Source organism: Pseudomonas sp. NY8896, from assembly GCF_039634505.1.
This window is the reverse complement of sequence record NZ_CP132350.1, coordinates 3,217,035-3,234,365: the sequence shown is the minus strand read 5'-3', so window position 1 is coordinate 3,234,365 and position 17,331 is coordinate 3,217,035. Positions and strand designations below refer to the sequence as shown.

11 protein-coding genes are annotated in these 17,331 nt (G+C 63.1%); all 11 read right to left on the bottom strand.

Going from position 1 to position 17,331, the window contains the following annotated elements:
* Positions 1-72: 72 nt before the first annotated feature.
* The gene (locus Q9451_RS14500; RefSeq protein WP_041166525.1) at positions 73-1,935 is read right to left on the bottom strand and encodes a hypothetical protein; all 1,863 of its coding nucleotides are present in this window, start codon (positions 1,933-1,935) and stop codon (positions 73-75) included.
* A gap of 207 nt (positions 1,936-2,142) precedes the next feature.
* On the bottom strand, positions 2,143-3,012 hold the full coding sequence (dapA, locus tag Q9451_RS14495; protein ID WP_012272814.1) for a 4-hydroxy-tetrahydrodipicolinate synthase: 870 nt from the start codon (positions 3,010-3,012) through the stop codon (positions 2,143-2,145).
* Between the two features lie 309 nt (positions 3,013-3,321).
* Positions 3,322-6,882 (bottom strand): cellulose synthase complex outer membrane protein BcsC, encoded by a 3,561-nt coding sequence (gene bcsC, locus Q9451_RS14490; RefSeq protein ID WP_012272815.1) that lies wholly within the window; start codon positions 6,880-6,882, stop codon positions 3,322-3,324.
* Complete coding sequence (gene bcsZ / locus Q9451_RS14485) at positions 6,870-7,985, bottom strand: cellulose synthase complex periplasmic endoglucanase BcsZ (RefSeq protein WP_012272816.1); 1,116 nt, start codon at positions 7,983-7,985, stop codon at positions 6,870-6,872. Before bcsZ ends, bcsC begins: the two co-directional genes overlap by 13 nt.
* Entirely contained in the window at positions 7,985-10,273 is a 2,289-nt protein-coding gene (bcsB, locus tag Q9451_RS14480; protein ID WP_080516256.1) for a cellulose biosynthesis cyclic di-GMP-binding regulatory protein BcsB, read from the bottom strand. Before bcsB ends, bcsZ begins: the two co-directional genes overlap by 1 nt.
* Positions 10,270-12,879 (bottom strand): UDP-forming cellulose synthase catalytic subunit, encoded by a 2,610-nt coding sequence (gene bcsA / locus Q9451_RS14475; RefSeq protein ID WP_012272818.1) that lies wholly within the window; start codon positions 12,877-12,879, stop codon positions 10,270-10,272. Before bcsA ends, bcsB begins: the two co-directional genes overlap by 4 nt.
* Entirely contained in the window at positions 12,876-13,583 is a 708-nt protein-coding gene (gene bcsQ, locus Q9451_RS14470; protein ID WP_012272819.1) for a cellulose biosynthesis protein BcsQ, read from the bottom strand. The genes bcsA and bcsQ overlap by 4 nt, the downstream gene beginning before the upstream one ends.
* Positions 13,580-13,798 carry a cellulose biosynthesis protein BcsR gene (gene bcsR / locus Q9451_RS14465; RefSeq protein ID WP_012272820.1) on the bottom strand — a complete coding sequence of 73 codons (219 nt, stop codon included), beginning with the start codon at positions 13,796-13,798 and terminating at the stop codon, positions 13,580-13,582. The genes bcsQ and bcsR overlap by 4 nt, the downstream gene beginning before the upstream one ends.
* On the bottom strand, positions 13,795-15,408 hold the full coding sequence (bcsG, locus tag Q9451_RS14460; protein ID WP_012272821.1) for a cellulose biosynthesis protein BcsG: 1,614 nt from the start codon (positions 15,406-15,408) through the stop codon (positions 13,795-13,797). The genes bcsR and bcsG overlap by 4 nt, the downstream gene beginning before the upstream one ends.
* The gene (bcsF, locus tag Q9451_RS14455; RefSeq protein ID WP_012272822.1) at positions 15,401-15,586 is read right to left on the bottom strand and encodes a cellulose biosynthesis protein BcsF; all 186 of its coding nucleotides are present in this window, start codon (positions 15,584-15,586) and stop codon (positions 15,401-15,403) included. The genes bcsG and bcsF overlap by 8 nt, the downstream gene beginning before the upstream one ends.
* Positions 15,583-17,073 (bottom strand): cellulose biosynthesis protein BcsE, encoded by a 1,491-nt coding sequence (gene bcsE, locus Q9451_RS14450; RefSeq protein ID WP_012272823.1) that lies wholly within the window; start codon positions 17,071-17,073, stop codon positions 15,583-15,585. Before bcsE ends, bcsF begins: the two co-directional genes overlap by 4 nt.
* Positions 17,074-17,331: the final 258 nt, after the last annotated feature.

The window sequence follows — 17,331 nt, the reverse complement described above, 5'->3', positions numbered from 1 at the left end:
CCGCCATGCTCACCATTCCTCAGCAACCTCACATAACCTGCTGGGCTGAGTGATTCCCTCCTTGGGTATTACCTAAATAATAACTTTTACATTTCTCGCGGTTAGCTTCGCAAGAATGTAAGGCTCACTTCCCGCACAGCCCTTAGCTTTATCTAAAAGTTTTGGATTCGGGTCCCCGGCCCACAACCCAATCACATCATAAAGCAACCAGCTGGCCAGGCTTTTACCAATATTAGACGCGAAATCAGGGCTGATACCTGTAGGGGATGCCCCTCGGGCAATGAGATCCAGATACAATCGCACCGGAATCACGGGCATGGGTGCCACTGCACACGGACCCAAAAGCAGTAAATAGCTTGATGGCGTTTGTAAAATAAGATTCTGGAGCTGTGAAAAGTCAATGGGATAAGAACCAGACTTGCCAACCACATGCCCGCCATGGAGGCGCTTTGCTTGAATGAGCGAAGCGCGGCTCGTGAATGGCTGATTCCCCACGTCATGCGCCTCAAAAACAAGGCATATATCTGTTGAAAATTTCTTCGCAGCTAAATGAGGATTACCCTCTTCGAATTTCCCGACGATCCGATAGCTCAGCTCAAACTCGAGGTGTTCATTCTGTTTGCGTTGACTGGCAAGCAATGAGACTTGATCGTTTATGTTTTTGAATATTGCTGCGAGCTTTTCGAAAAGCATCGCCACATGGGTTTCTTCTCCACTGCCCCCAGTCTTTGGAACCCAGTGACTGTAGTTGGCCGCACCTGCTTCGAACTCAGCCTCGATCAGACGCTCGATCGTTGCGTCCGCCAACCAAGTCCTCGGGGGAGCGCCACAGTTGGAAGATGTCGACAGGTTCAGTCGAATAGATTGGGCCTGCTGCAGAAGCTGAGCGGCGTCGGGGGCTTGTTCGATCAAGCCGCGCACGGCTTCGGCGCGTAGCCTTACCAGTGAGTCAGGGTGGCTCGCCATCTCAGACAAGGCCTCACCCACTTGATTGCCCCAAACCTCAAGTACTGCAAAAATAATAGCGCGATCATGGTCAACATGACCGAACCATAAAAGCAGTTCGGTCACCGCCATTCTTAACGAGCGATTGTTTCCAACAGCGTCTCTGAGCTGACGACGCCAAGCGGCCTCTGATTCTGCGCATAGGCTATTCAGCCTGAGCTTCGGCCTCGGGCCGTGTGGATCGAACCGGACAAATGAGAGTTTCTCCCAGGCCAAGGTCACGTCCGCCGGCAATGCCACGCTGACATGTTCTCTGTCACCCCACAGAAGAAGCAGAAGTTGAACCCACGGACATTTCGGAGTCCACTTATACGCAAGATTCGAAAACGCTTGAACATTGTCAGCGGATGACGGGTTGCGATCAGTGAGCGTCAATGCCCTGATCAAAAGTGGGCGGAGGTAAACCGGGTTGCCGCAGAGCATGGCTAAACCCTTCAGCTGCCACACTCCACTGGAATAATCATCGACATAGCAGGCGACCGCTTGATCGAGGAGCGCTGGGCTGCTCACAAGTAATGGCCATTCGTCGAGTAGCGATGCAAACCCAAAGAATTCACTATTAGTTTTACGAAAACAAGATAACGCTTTATCTGCTAGCGCCTTTTCAAAATCCGACCAATTATCGTTTACAAACCACTCGACTTTTTCACGAAAAAATTCAAGCGCCTCTAAATCACCCTCGCTTTTTTTCAGCTTCGCCAACAAATACTGCCTTATTGAAAGCGCATGGGTCGCGTCAAAGCCCAGGCTGAGAACACCTCGCTCAACGGATTCCCTAAGCGATACCCAGTCCAGCTCCGGGGGTGCCAATTGATTACTGAAGTACGCGATGGTTTCGGCTTCGTACTGCGCTAGACATAGACGGGAGAAGTGTTTTTCACTTATTTCCTCGCCATCTGTACCCACTGGATTCATAAGATCGTCAGTCATTACACTTCCTTGATTTCCATCATGCATGGCGCTTGACATCCCATCCTTCAAGTAAAATCTCGGTGACTACCAACACGATTGCAAGCTCGACATACAAGCTCTCAACTATCGAGGGCGGTCGAACAGCCTCATTAGCAGCGAAAAAACCAGGTTGATACCTGGCTTTTCCGTGGGCTGCGTGGGCCTCTTCGCAGCACAAGGCTGCTCCTACAAGGCAGCGGACAGGCCCAGGACACCTGCGAGCTTGTCGCGTATGGCTTGGCTGCATGATTGCATTGGCTCACGCAGTTCGTCGGTCGTCAGCCCCTGCATCTGCAGCGCCGCCTTCACCACGGCCGGGTTCGGCTCGGCAAAGGCCACCTTGATCCACGGCAGCAACTGGTAGAACGTGCCACGCGCAGCCGCCCAATTGCCGCGGTCGACCTGCTGCAACATGCGCACATACAGGTCGGCGCGCACATGCGCGGAGGCTGAAATGGCCCCGGCACCGCCCAGGCACAGGTTGTTGAAAATCTGCAGGTCTTCACCGGCCAGCACCTGGGCGTGGCCGTCCTCGATCAGGGCCATGGTGGTCTCGCTGTCACCACTGCAGTCCTTCACGGCCGCAATACGCGGGTGGCGCACGATGCGGCGCAGGGTTTCACGCTCGATGCGCACGCCGGTGCGATAAGGAATGTCGTACACGATCACTGGCACGCGGGCGGCATCGGCCACGGTGGCGAAGAAGGCTTCGATGCCGGCCTGCGATGGGCGAATGTAGCAAGGTGCGGGGACCAGCAGCCCGCCAATGTCGCGCTGTTGGATTTCAGCCTGCAAGCCCAGCAACTCGCGCAGGTTGTAACCCGACAGGCCCATCACCACCCTACCCGGCTCAACCCAGGCCAACACGGCATCCAGCACGGCCAGTTGCTCGGCCTTGGACAACGCCGCCGCCTCCCCCGTGGTACCGCACACCACAAAACCGGCCACGCCGTCTTCGAGCAGCTTCTTCACCAACCGCTCCAGGCCAGGGAAATCGATTTCGTTGTCGCGCATTGGCGTGACGAGGGCGATCCAGATACCACGGAAATTCGACATGCAAAAACTCCTGATGTTGACCGAAAGTCAGCGTCAGAGGATGAAGAGTCGAAGTGGTCTGGCAGGGATACCTGGCGCCTTCTGTCTCGTCAGCCCACCTGACGAGACAGCGCGCCTCGGTCAGATGAGCGGCTGTTTCTTGGATTTCTTGGCAACGGCAACGGCAACGCACGCGACTGCCTGGGCGATGAAGCCCGAAGCGGAAATGGCGTGGTTGGATATGGACATGCTGGCAAGCCCGTTGCGTAGATATGGCTGGATAATGGTGGTGCGTCGGGGCTGCTGTCAACCCTGGCCATGTCGATGCAGTCAACGCCACTCGCTGTAGGGTTCCAGCGGCGTTACCGGCAATGCCAGGTTGCCGCGCCATGGCTCGAACAGGTAGCGCAGGTAGAGCATGCCATGGCTAGGCGCGTAGTCATCGCTGTGCTGCCAGTCGAAGCCGCCGCCCAGCACCCACTGATCACTTAGGCGCCGTTCGAACAGGCCACGCACGCGGTAGCCCAAGCCGCTGCTGTCGCTGGCTTCAGTCATGGCATCGATGTTGGAGTCAACGCCATGCTGCGCCAGCACCTTGCGATTGACGTGCGCGTGCGGATACAAGCGACTGCTGTCACTGTGGGCCTGGGACCAGCTGACGGAACCTTCCAGCAGCACCGACCAATCGTAGTTGCGCCAGGCATAACTGACCGGCACGCCCACCGAGCTGTAGCGCTGCGGGCTGTAGTAACCACCCTGCCCCAGGCTGTAGCCGCTCAGGTCCTTGTCGTGGCGCCAGTGCATCAGCGTCAGGCCAACACGCACACGCTCGTCGGCCTTTTCCACTACGCGGTGGTAATAGCCCGCCATGGCCCGAGTACGCTGGTTGTCAGCCACGTTCTCGCCGTACAGCCAATGGTGCCCCAGGCTGGCCCACACCCCGTTGTCGCCGCCTTGGTCCCAGCTCAGGCCCAGCGTGGCACCGTTGGCGGTGACCCCGCCCCAGCTCAGGCCCAGCGTGGCACCGTTGGCGGTGACCCCGCCCCAGCGCACGCCCGTCGGGCGGTCGCGTGCCCCGGCGAACGACAGCAGGGAATTGCTCATCGGCCGGCGCGAGGCGGTCAGCGACCAGCCAACCTGGCCCAGGTCACCGTTGACCGTTGCGCCGCCCAGCCAATTGTTGATGGCATAGCCTTGGGTGGTGCCCAGGTCGAACGCCCAGCGGCTGCCCTGCCAACCCAACGCCAGCACGCTGCCGTTCGCTGTCTGCGAACCGCCCGTACACGCCGGCAGCGTTTTGCCGTCGGCGGTCTGGCCAACGAACTGGCAGCTGCCGAAGTCGGGGGTGTAGCGCCCCTCATCGTTCTGCTCGAACGCGCCTGCATCCATGCCGATGCGCTCTATCCGCGCAAAGGCAGTGCCGTCCTGCCAAGGGGTATCGACATGCAACAAGGTCGAATGCTTACTCAGTTCGGAAGTGCCAGGCGTACCGTCGTCCTCGCGCCAGCCGTAATCGTGCATCAGCGTCACGTGGGTATTGCGCTGGCGATACAGGGCATCCACGTCACTGCGCAGGCTGCGCGCCAGCCAGTCGTCACCCTCCTGCTCGCGGCTGGCTAGCGTCAATGCACGGTCATCCCGTGGTGCTAGCGCAGCGCGGTCCAACATCTGTGCATCAGCCATGGCTGCCGCATAGAGGTCCAGCGCCCGTTGCGGGTCCTCCTGCGCTACCAGGCGGGCGGCGTCGCGCCGTAACAACGGATCGGGGCGCGTCTGCTGCGCTGCGACCCGGTCGAGCTGCCTGGCCGCCTGCTGGTGTTCGCCCAAGGCAACCCAGACCGCCGCCAGGCGTCGCTGGGCATTACTGTCATCGGCAGCCAATTGTGGCACCTGCACGCCCAGCATGTGCCGAGCCTGCGCCAGATTACCCTCGGCCACTGCGCTTTCCATCACCCCAAGGCGCGCATCGGCTCGGCCAGGTTGCACGGCAAGTACACGCTGGTAATAGCCCCGCGCTTTACCAGGCTCACCAAGCGCGGCGGCCCAGTCGGCCAACAGCATCAGGTCATCCGGGCTGGCTTCGCCACGCGCCAGGCTGGCTTCAAGCAAGGCTGTCGCATCGGCGTTGCGGCCTTGCGCCTGCAACTGCTGCGCCGAGGCCAGGGTCATGCGCCGCTGGATACGCTGCTCAAGCGCGTGCATGTCCGGGGTCCAGGCCGGCTGCGGTATCGCTCCCAGGCTGTCCAGGGCCAAGGCATCACGGTCGCTGGACTCCAGGAACAGACCGTGGGCATAGCGGGTTGCCGGGTCATGTGGCTGGTGCTGCACCACCCTGGCGAAGGCTGCGTCGGCCTCGGCGGTGCGCCCCTGATGACGCAGGCTATTGGCCAACTGGTAGACCAGCCAAGGCTCATCAGGGGCCAAAGACGCGGCCTGGTTCAGCACCTGGCTGGCCGTCGACCAGTCTTCGCGCTGCAAGGCTTCATCCCCTTGCTGGCGTAAGCGCGCCAGCGCCAGGCTGCGGCGCAGGCTGGCGAACTGCGTTTGCTGACGTGCTGGCAGGCTGTCCAGGAAGGCCTGCGCCTTGTCTGGCGATTGCGCCTGGTAAACGCGCATCAAGCCACGCACGGCAATGCCGTTATCCGGCGCCATACGCCGGACCTGCAGAAACTGCCGTTCGGCAGCAACTGTATTGCCCTCGGCCATTAACACATCGGCCAGGCCCAACAAGGCGAACTCATCGTTTGGACGCTGCTGGCGTGCCTGCTGATAGCGTGAGCGCGCTGTTGGCAGGTCGTTTGCAGCAAGCGCACGGTCCCCGCTGTGGATTACCGCCCAGTATCGGCTTGCCGACACCATATCGCTCCATTTGCTGATCTTGTAGCTGTCCTGTTCCTTGTCAGTCGCAGCCCGAAAAGATGCATTGGCTTGGTCGTATCGCTTTTGCGACATCAGCGCATAACCCAACGCCCCATGTAGGCTGGCATCGTCTGGGTACTGGCGCAGCGCCCGGCGCAGCTGTGCTTCGGCTTCGGCATGACGTCCCTTGTCGAGCAGCGCCTTGCCCCGTTGACCAGCCTGCCAGGCCGGGTCGGCCAACAGTTTGCGCTGCTGTTGCAGATTCTCGCTGGCCTGCGCCAACAGTGGCGAAGCGGGGTAGCGCTGGACAAAGGCTTGCCAGGCCACCGCGCTGCTGGCACTCACCGCTTGCCCCGCCAAGTAATCGAACTCGCGCTGGGCCGCAGCATCCCGTGCACCAGGGTCGCGTGACAGCTGATCGAGCAAGGCCAAAGCCTCGCGATCGCGCTTTTCGGCGAACAGCCAACCGGCCAGGGTCTGGCGCAGCCCGGCACTGCCTGGGTACTGCTGATCCAACCGCTGCAACTGGCGAATCGCCCCAGGGCGCTGGCCCGGCAGATTGCCGCGCACGCGCCAGTAGTCCAGGGCCAACTCCAGGCTGGGTGGCTCGCCAGCAAACAGCTGCTCGTACACCGCCAGTGCCTCTTCATAGCGGCCGGTCACCGCCAACAGGCGCGCCTGCTGCAAGCGCCGCGCAGACTCAGGGTGTTGCAGCTCAAGCAGACGACTGGCTTGGCGTGCTTGCAGGCTACCAGGTGCCACGGCACTGATCCGGGCGCCCAATTGCTCGGCAGCGCTGCTGTTCTTTTCGCGCAGTGCCAGGCTCAAGGCTGCCAGCAATACATCCGGATTGCGCGGTTCCAGCAACTGCAGCCGGCCCAGTGCATCACGGACCAGGTCGTCACGGTGCAGCGCTTCGCCGCGACGTACCTGGTCCAGCAGCCATTGGCGCTGCTCATCGGCATCCTTGGGTTGCGCCGCTGCCTGGCAGGTGACTGTCGCCAGCATCAGCACGCCGATCATTCGTTGCATGGCGCGCTCCAGGCCGGCAACAAGCGGCCGTGCGGGTCAAAACGATAACGGGCCTCATCCCAGCCTTGGCCGAACAGCACCAGCACCTGGCTGTAATACGCCTTGGCCTCGACCGGCTGATCGCGCAAACGCTGACGCTGGGCCGCCAAGCCGGCCACGTGCGCCGGCGAGGCTGCCAGCAATGGCAGCAATGCCGCAGAAAAGCCGGCCGGCCCCTGGCCGCTGGCTTCGCCGCTGCGTGCGTCCGCGCGCTCGGGGGGGAGCCCCTGGCGCTGGGTCAATGCCGCCATCGGCGCGTAATGGGCGACCAATTCGTTGCGTTGCACCGCATCCTTGGCCAACATGCCGACCCACAGGTACACACGAATGGCGTCGTAATCACCGGCACTGCCATGCTGCGGGTCTGCCGCTGGCTTGCCGGCCGGTGTCCACAGCAACCAGTCCGGGGCGAAGCCCTTTGGCGACGAAGCCAACCACAAACGCCGCGTATTGGCCGCCAGCTCTCCCCACAAGGGGTCCACCTCGCTGAAGCGGTCGAACAGCTGCAGCGGCAGGTAGCTGGGGTTCAGGCGGGTACCCTGGGCGTCCTCGAAGCCGTAGTCACCTGGCAGCAGCATCACCCCAAGGCCTGGGAGCTTGCGCACGGTCTGCGCCGCGATACGCCACAGCAGGCGCTGGCCCAGTTGCGTGTATGCGGGCTGCTGCCACAAGCGCCCTGCTTCCAGCAGGCTGTAGGCGATCCACAGGTCGGCATCGCTGGCGTTGTTGGCGTCCAGCACCTGCCATTGCTGCTGCTCGTTACGCCCCCACAGCCAGGCCGGCAGGTGCCTGGCCAGGTCACCTTCGGCGAGGTTGTTGCCGGTCCAGCGCAGCAACTGGGCGAAGGCGTCGCGGTCATTGCCCACCAAGGCGAAGAACAACCCATAACTCTGCCCTTCCGACGTGGTGATCAAGCGCGCGTCACTCGGGTCGATCACCCGGCCGTCCGCACTCACCAGCTCGGCCTTGAAACGTTCCCAGGCAGGCCATGAGCACGCCGCCTCGGCATTGGCGAAAACGGGCAGGCCCAGGGCGACCAACCCTACCAGCATCTGGCGCATCATCACCCCGCCTCACCCAAGCGGCGCTTGCCGGCCCAGCGCAATGCTCGCCACAGCAAGAAAGCGAACAGCACCACGCACACCGCCGCGATCGCCGCCAACAACACCGGGTGCTCGGACAAGTGGAACCACAGCAGCAGCCACCACGGCAGCGCACCGACAAAATAGTGCTCGCCCACAAACTGGCTGCTCAGGCCACTGCTGCGCACCAGCGTTACCGAGCCTGCCACCGCATCGAGCTTGCCCACATCGCCAAGCACATCGCGCAGCAACGCGTAATCGCCGTCGCTGTTGGCCAACAAGGCGACCACGCTGCGCTGCTGGTGAAATGGCGATTTCAGGCCGGTGATGGCGGCAATCGGCGCCTGCGCACTGACTGCCACGCGGCTGCTCGCAGCCACCGGCTCGGTATCGAAGCGCTGGCCGCCAGGTAACCTTGCGCTGCGCCCCTGCAGTAGCCAGTCACGCTGAGCGCTGAGCAGCAGGCCAAGGTTGGGCGCATCGCTCAAAGCCTCGGGCAGGTTGCCGATCAGCAACAAGTCGGCGTCTGCCGTTGCGGCGTGTTTCCAGTCATCGATCAGTTGCAGGCCAAGCGCCGGATAACCGATCTGCCCGGCTAGCCCGCCAACCGTGTCGAGCAACGTACCAACCTGCATCGCCGTGGGTTTGGCCGGCATGATGACCAGGGTCTCGGAAAGGTCGGCCATGCGGCTGAACGGGAAGCCGCTGCGGGCGAAGGCACGCAGGTCGGGCATGGCGATGTAATGGTGATAACCGGACAGGTCGATGGTCGAGTTGTCGTCGATCGCTGCGCGCACGTCTACCGGCAGCGAGGTCTGGCAGCGGTCACGCTGAGCACTGCCCAGGGTACTGGCAAAGCTGAAATCGAAGCGGATGCGGTTGCGGTCGCCAATCTTCAGCGCCGGTACCAGCGACTTCTCGGTCACTGCCGTGTTGTCAGCGGACAGCACGGCCAGGCGCATTTGCTCGAGCGTACCGCCGCGCCGGTCATTGCCCACCAGCGGCATGCTGGTGATGTACTGGTCGTTGACGCTGATGCTCAGGCGCGATTCATCGGTCACCGCCGGCGCCGTGTAGCGGTACAGGGTGCGTAGCGCAATGCCCTGGTTACGCCACACGAACAAGTCGGGTGGCAGGTTGAGCTCCAGTGTCACCGGTCGCGGTTGCAGGCCGCTGACTTGCAGTTGCTCAGGGTAATCCAGCAGCTCGGCAAAACGTACCGGCCGATCGGTGCGCGTCCAGTTCGGCGCATCGTAGGGCTGGCGCGGTTGCAAGGCAGTCATCTGCTCCACCTTCACCCGCGCGCCACGGAACAGGTTGTTGCCAACCGCCAGCGCCGAGGCCGCCTTGACCAGGTCGTCGTCGTTACGGCCCAGCACCAATAGCACTTTGCTGAAGCGGTCGTCGGGGTGGTCGATCATCTGCAGCACCGGGCCGTCGACCAGCGGGAACTGCTGCAGGTCGGCGAGCAGCGCCGGGCGGCGGTCGTTGCTGGCAAACACGATGCTCGGTGCAGGCTTGTCGCCACGGGCAGGCAATTGGTTGTACAGCACCGGAAAGCTGGCCTTGCGCCAACCGGCCTGGCTGCCGAAATAGGACGCCAGGATGGCCGCCGCACGCTGCTCGCCCAGGCTCGGCACGCCGCTGAACACCACCGGCAACTCCACCTTGCCGGTATCGCGCGCGTCGAAAAATGGCAACGGGAAATACGCCAGGTCGTTTTCCAGCACCAGGGCTTGCTCGTGCAACTGCACCTGGCTCTTGCGGTTCAGGTTCAGCCACAGGCCGCTGTGCGCTGGGTCTTCGCAAATATCGGTGTAGTGCCCGACGAACTCCAGGCGTACTCGGTTGAAGTCGCTGAGCAGCTTCGGGTCCAGCGGCAGCTGGCGGCGCACGCGTTGCCCCAGCTGGTCCTTCTCCACCAGCACCACGCCCATCAATTCGTCATTGAGGTAAACACGCAGGTGCGACAGGTTCGGCAGCAGCGCCGGCGAAGGCGTGTAGTCCAGTTGCAAGCTGGCCTCGGTGGCCAGGCGGTCGCGACGCAAGCCGAACTCGATATGCTCGCTGTTGCGTACACCCAGCAGCAGGCTGTCGGATGCATGCCCAAGCTGCTCGAAGGTTTTCGCAACCGGCCAGTTCGGTACCGTGGGTGTAGGTATTGCGGGCTCGGCAAGCGGGGCTTGGGAGGTAGCAGCGGCGCTCTGCGACAAGGCGGCGAGCAGCGCCATCGCCAGGCCCCAGGCACGCGCGGGATAACCAGTCATCATGCGTCTCGATCAACAGGGTTCATGGAAGGGATTGCCCGCGGTGTGCGGGGCCCATAGCTGGCCAACCACAGCGCCAGCGTACGCAGTGGGCGCAAGCGCGCCCTCAGCCAGGGTGGCATGTGCTCGAACAGGCGCAGGTAACCGACACCGCCCAGCTTCAGTACATCGATCAGGCTGCGCAGCGGGCGCTCCACCTCATGCTGCTCGCTCCAGCCAAGCCAGGCATCGGCACGGGCAAAGGTGCAGTGGACCAGATCGATGCGCTGTTGCTGGTCAAGTGCATGGAACACCAGGCCCACGTGTTGCCCGACGGTACGGGTGACACACGCCTGGAAGGCGAACTCACGCTGGCCGCGATTGAGCAGCAGACGTACCTGTTCCCCCGGTTTCAGCTCTAGGTCTTGCTGCACCTGCAGGCCGACACCGCCATCGGAGTAATCGACCAGGGTGCAGGGGTAGGCATGACCGCTGGCCAGTACCAGCCCCGCCGGCAAGCGCATCTGCACGCGGTGGGCACGGCGCACCTGGCGCACTTCGGCGGCCACGGCAACGGCGGCGCCAATGATCAGCAGGTTGTAGATCACCCACAGCGAGCTGACGATCACCGTGCCGATTTCTGCCGTGGGGCCGGTGAACAGGCGCCACACGGCAAAGCCCAGGCCAACCACGTTGAGCGCCGCCAACCACAGGTAAGGCTGGGCGATACGCCAGTCGAACTGCGCCTGCTCCATCAGGCCGCCTTTGGCGGTGACGTTGAACTTGCCCTTTTTCGGCGCGAACAGCGCCACCGTGGTCGGGCGGGCGATGTACCAGGCCAGCACGGTCTCGTACACCTCGCCCCAGAAGGTTTGCCGGTACTTGCCCTGCATGCGCGAGTTGGTCAGGCTGGCGTGGATCATGTGCGGCAGCACGTACAGCAGAATCATCAACGCCGGTGCGTAGATGATGTAGGCATGCAGCAACAGGAACGCCAGCGGCGCGGTCAGGAATATCAGCCGTGGCAAGCCGGCCAGGAAGTGCAGCATGGCGTTGGCATAGCACACCCGCTGGAACAGGCTGAGCCCACGCCCGAACAACGGGTTGTCGGTGCGGAAGATCTGCACCATGCCACGGGCCCAGCGAATGCGTTGGCCAATGTGCGCCGACAGGCTTTCGGTGGCCAGGCCCGCGGCCTGCGGAATGCTCAGGTAAGCCGACGACCACCCCTGGCGGTGCATGCGCAGGGCGGTGTGGGCGTCTTCGGTCACGGTCTCGACGGCAAAACCGCCGATGCTTTCCAATGCGGTGCGGCGCAGCACGGCACACGAGCCGCAGAAAAACGCCGCGTTCCACATGTCGTTGCCATCCTGAATCAAGCCGTAGAACAGTTCGCCTTCATTGGGGCGACGGCGGAACGAGCCGAGGTTGCGCTCGAACGGGTCGGGCGAGAAGAAATGGTGCGGTGTCTGCACCAGCGCCAACTTCGGGTCTTTGAGGAACCAGCCCACGGTCATTTGCAGGAAGGAGCGCACCGGCACGTGGTCGCAGTCGAAGATGGCGATCAGCTCGCTGTCGGTCACACCCAGCGCATGGTTGAGGTTGCCGGCCTTGGCGTGCTTGCTGTCGGGCCGCACGATGTAGCCCACCCCGGCTTCGTCGGCAAAAGCACGAAACGCATCACGGCGGCCGTCATCGAGGATGTAGATGCGCAGGCACTCGCGCGGCCAGTCCAGGCCCAGCGCGGCCAGTACCGTGGTGCGCACCACCGACAGGTCTTCGTTGTAGGTAGGAATCAACAAATCGACAGTCGGCCAGTGCTGCGGGTTGGCCGGCAGGTTGGCCGGTTTGCGCTGCAACGGCCAGCTGGTCTGGATGTAACCCAGGATCAATACGAACCACGAATAGGTTTCGGCCGCCAACAGAATCACCCCGAACACCAGGTCGGTGGTGTCGTTCCAGTTCAGGGTCGAGGTGTAGCGCCACCACAGGTAGCGGCACGAGATAATGGTCGACAGCACGATCAGCATCAGGGTCGGGAAGCGCCCCGGCATGTGTCGCACCAGCATGGCAATGCCCAGCAACAGGCAGATGAACATCAGTTGCGCCAGGTAGCCGAACGGTTCAGTCACGCACAGCAGGGCCAGGCTTGCGGCGCACACCGTCAACACGCTGTAGAACACCCGCCTGGCGAGCACGCTAAGGCCGCGCAGGCGTGCCGAGGCTTCGTGCCTGAAAGCACTGGCGCGGTAGCGCGCGGGCACCCGATGCAGTGCATCGATCAGCAGCCCTCGGTAATGGCGCCCAACCTGGCCAACACCCCGCAGTCGCAAGCGCGCTGCGCCCCATGCTCGGCGGCCAGGCCCTGTTGTGCGTGCCACCGGTTGACGGCGCACCAGCAACCACAGGCTCTGGATCAGCAGCCGTAGCGGGTCACCCAGGCTCGGGCGCTTGCCTGAAAGCTGCGGGTACAGGCGTTGGCGTTCGGCCAGCAATGCCTGCCAGGCGGGTGACTCCAGGCGCAGGAACAGAAAGGCCAGCCACACGCCCAAGGTAAACAGCCAGGCAACCGGTAGCCGCGCACCACGGGCGGTGAACCACGTATAGGCCGACAGAGGAGTCAAGGTCACGGCCCGCGCCTCGTCAGGCAGCGTACCGCCAGGCTTTGTACGTCCCGGCAGGCCAGGCTCTGCGGGGCGTAATGGCCAAGCGGCGCCTTGCACGCCAGGGCTTCGAGGAAGGCTTCGTCGCGGTGGACCACCTGGATCGGCAAGCGCTCACCGAACAGGTCGCGCCACACCATCAACAGGTCGCTCTGCAAACGGCTGGCCGGGTCGTAGCGATTGACCAGCAGCATGTCGTAGTGCTCAACCGGTCGGCGCCCGAGCAGCAGGTGGCTGGCCATTTCGGCCTCAGCCACCAGTACCCGCACATCGGTCTCGATGCCGTTGCCAGCGCTGTCGGCCAACGGTTGCGGCAGGTCGAACAACACCCAGTCGAACTGCTCAGTCAGCTCGGCCTGGCGAGCACGCCATGCCAGCGCGTCAGGCACAAGGTACCGCGAACTGCCAGGCAGGTTGCCGAACGGCAGCAGGCACAGGCCATCGAGCACCTCATACACAGCATCGCTGGCCGGCCGCCCTTCCCGCTCGGCCAGCGCCCAGCCCTCGGACGTATCCAGCGGCAGGTTGAAGTGCAGGCCGAGCAAATTGCTTGGGCACAGGTCAATCAGCAGCACCCGCTCGCCCATACCCTGCAGCGCATAGCCCAGCGCAGCCAACAAGGCGCTGCGCCCCAGGCCTCCGCGCACCCCGTGCAGGGCCAGGCTGGTCATGACGAAACGCCCTCGCGCTGCCTGACAGCCGCGTACAACCCGTCCTGGCTGCTGGCCCGACAGCTTTCACCCAGCAACGGCCAGCGCTGCAGGGCTTGCTGAACGCCCACCAGCATCGAGATGTCCTGGTAGTTCAGCTCGGGCATGTCCAGGTGCTGGCGCAGTTGGGCGATGTCGTCGCTGCGGTCGGACGGGTCTGCCTTGCCAGTGATCATGGGCGCTCCTTGGGGATGGGCTGCCAGTCAGGCTGGCCTTGCAGGCGCATGTAGGCGCGCCCCTGGTAATTCAGCACCTGCGCGCCGGCGGTTTCGGCAACCTGTTCGGTGGTTGGCAGGTCGGTCAGCAGGCTGGGCACATCCAGCACGTGCTGCTGGCCCAGGCCCGCGTACACACGGGAGATCAGCTCGGACAACGCCAGGTAACTGGTGGCTGCCGTGACCCGCAGCGGCTCGCTGCGGGCAGGTTGGCCCATGCCGATGAACTTCAGCCCGACTGGCACATGGGTAATCGACGGCGTGGGGATTTCGCGCATGCCCGACAGCTGCATGCGGTCGCCATGCAACGCAGCGCCATGCTCTGGAACAATGGCCACCACTACCCGGCGGCCACTGCGCTCCAATTCGTCGAGGAAGGTGCCAAGCTCGCCGAACAGGCGATTGGCGCGGGTGGCGTAGTCGGCCACGCGGGTACCGCCGTCGGCGGTGACGATACGGTTGCCGTCATGCAGGCTGATGCTGTTGTAAAACAGCGACACATGCTCATTCGCAGTGCTTTTGCGTTGCCCCCACCAACGGCGCAATACCTCCAGGTCGCTGGCGATCGGCGAGCCGTCGAAGCCCACCAGTGCCCTTGGGAAGTCGGTATTGCGCATGCCCGGTTGTGGCATGCGCTGCTGGGTAATGTCACCGATGAAGTTGTCGAACCGGCCACTGTGGTTGAGCAAAGTGTTGCTCTGGAAACCCAGCCGGGCCAGGTTCTGGAACAACAGGCACTGCTCCGGGGCAGGCTGGTACAGGCCAGCATGCGACGACTGCCCACAGCTGGCACGCAGCACGCGAATGGCGGCTGGGCCGCTGTAGGAAGTCGCCGAGTTGAACTGGTCGAAGACCACGTCCATGCGCGACAGCAACGGGTTGTCGCGCAGCCCCACGGCGGACAGGTCATCCCAGGCCAGCGAACAGATGTTGATCACCAGCAGGTCGAACGGCTGTTCATCGGCATTCACGGCAGGAAACGCCGTTACCCGCTCGCGCTCGCTGGCGAAGAAGCGCTCAAGCCAGCTGTCGAGCGTGGCATTGTCAGCGGCTGCGGTGGTGGGCAGCGGTTCGGCCGGGGTGCTCGTCACCACGCCGGGCGCCTGGCCCGCCCCCAGCGATGGCAAGCCGCCAGCTGCCAACCAGGCCAGCCCCAGCAGGCTCAAGGTGCTCAGGCGCAGCCAATGGCGCAGGTACAGGTAACCCACCAGCAACAGCGTCAGCGCGCCCAACAGGTTCCAGTTGACGAAGCGGCCCAGCAGTTCAAGCAGGTAGTCCCACGAAAAATCCAGCACCCCCGGCTGCGCCAACAGGCGGCTGAAGGGTGGTAGCCAAGTGTCCTGGTAGAACAGCGCGATTGCGATGGGTACCGCCAGCAGTTGCCGGGCAATACGCAGCCACTTGCCCGGCAACGGGATCAGCAGAAACGCAGCGAACAGCAGGTTTGGCAATGCCTGGAAGTCGAGCATGCCAAGGGCGACCAACAAAAATTTGGCAAAAAAATAGAGGTTCCACCCTCCCAGTCCAGGCCAGCGGGCCAGTACCGGGAGGGTGACGGTGGTATTAGTCATTCTGGGGGTCCTGGCGTACAGCGCGGTGGCGTACGCCCAGCGGTTTCAGGTAACGGGGGGAAAGGCGACGGCGCAACCAAGTGCGCAGGGCCGCGCACAGGCGCACCATCAACAAGGCCAGGCCCAATGTGACCAGGGCTGTAATGCCGACCACCTGCAGCAGTTGCACGAAGTTCATGCGCGCCCCCGCTTGGCCAGAGCGACCTTGCGCGGCGCCAGTGCCGGCCACGCCTGTGCCGGCCGCTGCGCCACCGGATCGGCCTGGGGTGGCTGCGGCAAGCTGCTGTCGAGAAACGCCGGGGCGGCCAGGCTGTCGAGGTCGGCAAGCACCTCCTGGCTAATGAACAGCTCTTTCCACGACAGTTGGAAGATGTGATCCAGCGCTTGTTCGACACCTTCGCAGCGGCAGGCGAACAGGAACAGGAACAACACCTCGCCAACCACGCACGCAATGTCGCCATCACGGCGGAACACCGTGCGCGAGCAAGCCTGCAGTGGGGTCAGCCCAGGCGCCGGGCGCAGCACCAGTAACTGGTGGACGATTTCACCGTGACGCACACCCTGCCACATGGTTTGCACGGCTTCGGCGAATGCCCGGGGTGCCACCAGCCCGCAGATGGCCTGCGGCCGCAGGCGGGCCAGCAAGGCATCGAAGTCACTTGGCAGGTGCCGGCGCCAGACATAGCCCTGAATGCTTTCGACCATGGTCAAAAAGCGCGACAAGCTGGCGCCGAACGGCACGATCTGGGTGGCGCCGCAGGCCAGCAGCAGTTGTTCGTCCTGGTAACGCAGGGTGGGTGCCATTTCGCGCACCACCAACTTCAAGGCATTGCCACGCCGCTGGCGCAGGCGGTGCAGCTGGCGCGCCAGGTGGTCCAGGCGCTGCCCACCATCGATGGCGAAGATTACCGTGGCAGAGACCGCACGGCTGGCCTTGGCGCTCAGTTCATCAAGGCTTTCGCAGACCTGCCAGTGCTCGGAGAACGCGGGTGCGCCTTCCAGTACTGGGCGCTGGGCCAGGCACAGCAGCTCATCGCCACCGGTGTCGGCTGGCACCTGCGGCGCTCCGGTAACGGCAAAACCCGCATTACGGCGCTCCAGTTGCAGTTCACACGCACCAGCCTTGCCGAGCGGGTTGCTCCAGAAATGCTGCAGGTAGCGCACCCCACCTTTGCCACGGTACACCTGGGCCAACCCGTCCACGCTTTGATTGACTGCACGCAGGCGCTCGACCAGGGCGGTACCCTGCCCGCCACTGATGACCAGCAGCAGCGCTGCCTCGGCCACCAAAGCGGGGCGCAGGGCATTGCACCAGTGCTCGACTTCGGTGCCCGCCCAGGCATCGGCCGGTGCCAGCAGCACCAGCACACGCCCAGGGGCATCGAGACGGGGAAGATCATGCAACAGGTAGCGGGTGGCACGCGGGTTGGCTTCATACAGCGCCAGCTCGGCCGGGCCGCATGCGGCGTCGAGCGCACCCAGCACGTCATCCATGGCTTGCGTTTCGGCAATCAGGGCTGCCCTGGTATGAGCGGGCATGCCTTCGACCACCTGGCGGCATAGCAAAGTGGCGTCTTCGGTGGCGTCACAGGCTAACCAATACAATCCTTGCTGATGAAGCTGGCTACTCTCGGCGCTCAGGCCGGAAATCGCCAACAACGGCATTGCATACGCCAAAACACTGGCTCTGCTAAGTAAATCGAAAGGGCTTGAAAGGAGAATGTGACATGCCCGCTGATGAAGCCTCATGAGCTACGTCAATAAAACGACAAAAACATCACGAAAGATAAAAGCGCGTCAATCCTACAGCACCAAGGCAATTTGCAATCAGACGAAAATGTAATCAATTGCAAAGTTTTGTTAACAGACGCCCCGCAGGCGGCCCTGCACAGCGCTTGATGTGATGCACTTTGCCTGCATCGG

What these genes read in the sequence shown, in the direction of transcription:
- bcsQ (WP_012272819.1), bottom strand. Translation starts at nt 13,583, where the DNA reads ATGACCAGCCTGGCCCTGCACGGGGTGCGCGGAGGCCTGGGGCGCAGC.
- dapA (WP_012272814.1), bottom strand. Translation starts at nt 3,012, where the DNA reads ATGTCGAATTTCCGTGGTATCTGGATCGCCCTCGTCACGCCAATGCGC.
- Q9451_RS14500 (WP_041166525.1), bottom strand. Translation starts at nt 1,935, where the DNA reads ATGACTGACGATCTTATGAATCCAGTGGGTACAGATGGCGAGGAAATA.
- bcsE (WP_012272823.1), bottom strand. Translation starts at nt 17,073, where the DNA reads ATGCCGTTGTTGGCGATTTCCGGCCTGAGCGCCGAGAGTAGCCAGCTT.
- bcsB (WP_080516256.1), bottom strand. Translation starts at nt 10,273, where the DNA reads ATGATGACTGGTTATCCCGCGCGTGCCTGGGGCCTGGCGATGGCGCTG.
- bcsZ (WP_012272816.1), bottom strand. Translation starts at nt 7,985, where the DNA reads ATGATGCGCCAGATGCTGGTAGGGTTGGTCGCCCTGGGCCTGCCCGTT.
- bcsG (WP_012272821.1), bottom strand. Translation starts at nt 15,408, where the DNA reads ATGACTAATACCACCGTCACCCTCCCGGTACTGGCCCGCTGGCCTGGA.
- bcsC (WP_012272815.1), bottom strand. Translation starts at nt 6,882, where the DNA reads ATGCAACGAATGATCGGCGTGCTGATGCTGGCGACAGTCACCTGCCAG.
- bcsR (WP_012272820.1), bottom strand. Translation starts at nt 13,798, where the DNA reads ATGATCACTGGCAAGGCAGACCCGTCCGACCGCAGCGACGACATCGCC.
- bcsF (WP_012272822.1), bottom strand. Translation starts at nt 15,586, where the DNA reads ATGAACTTCGTGCAACTGCTGCAGGTGGTCGGCATTACAGCCCTGGTC.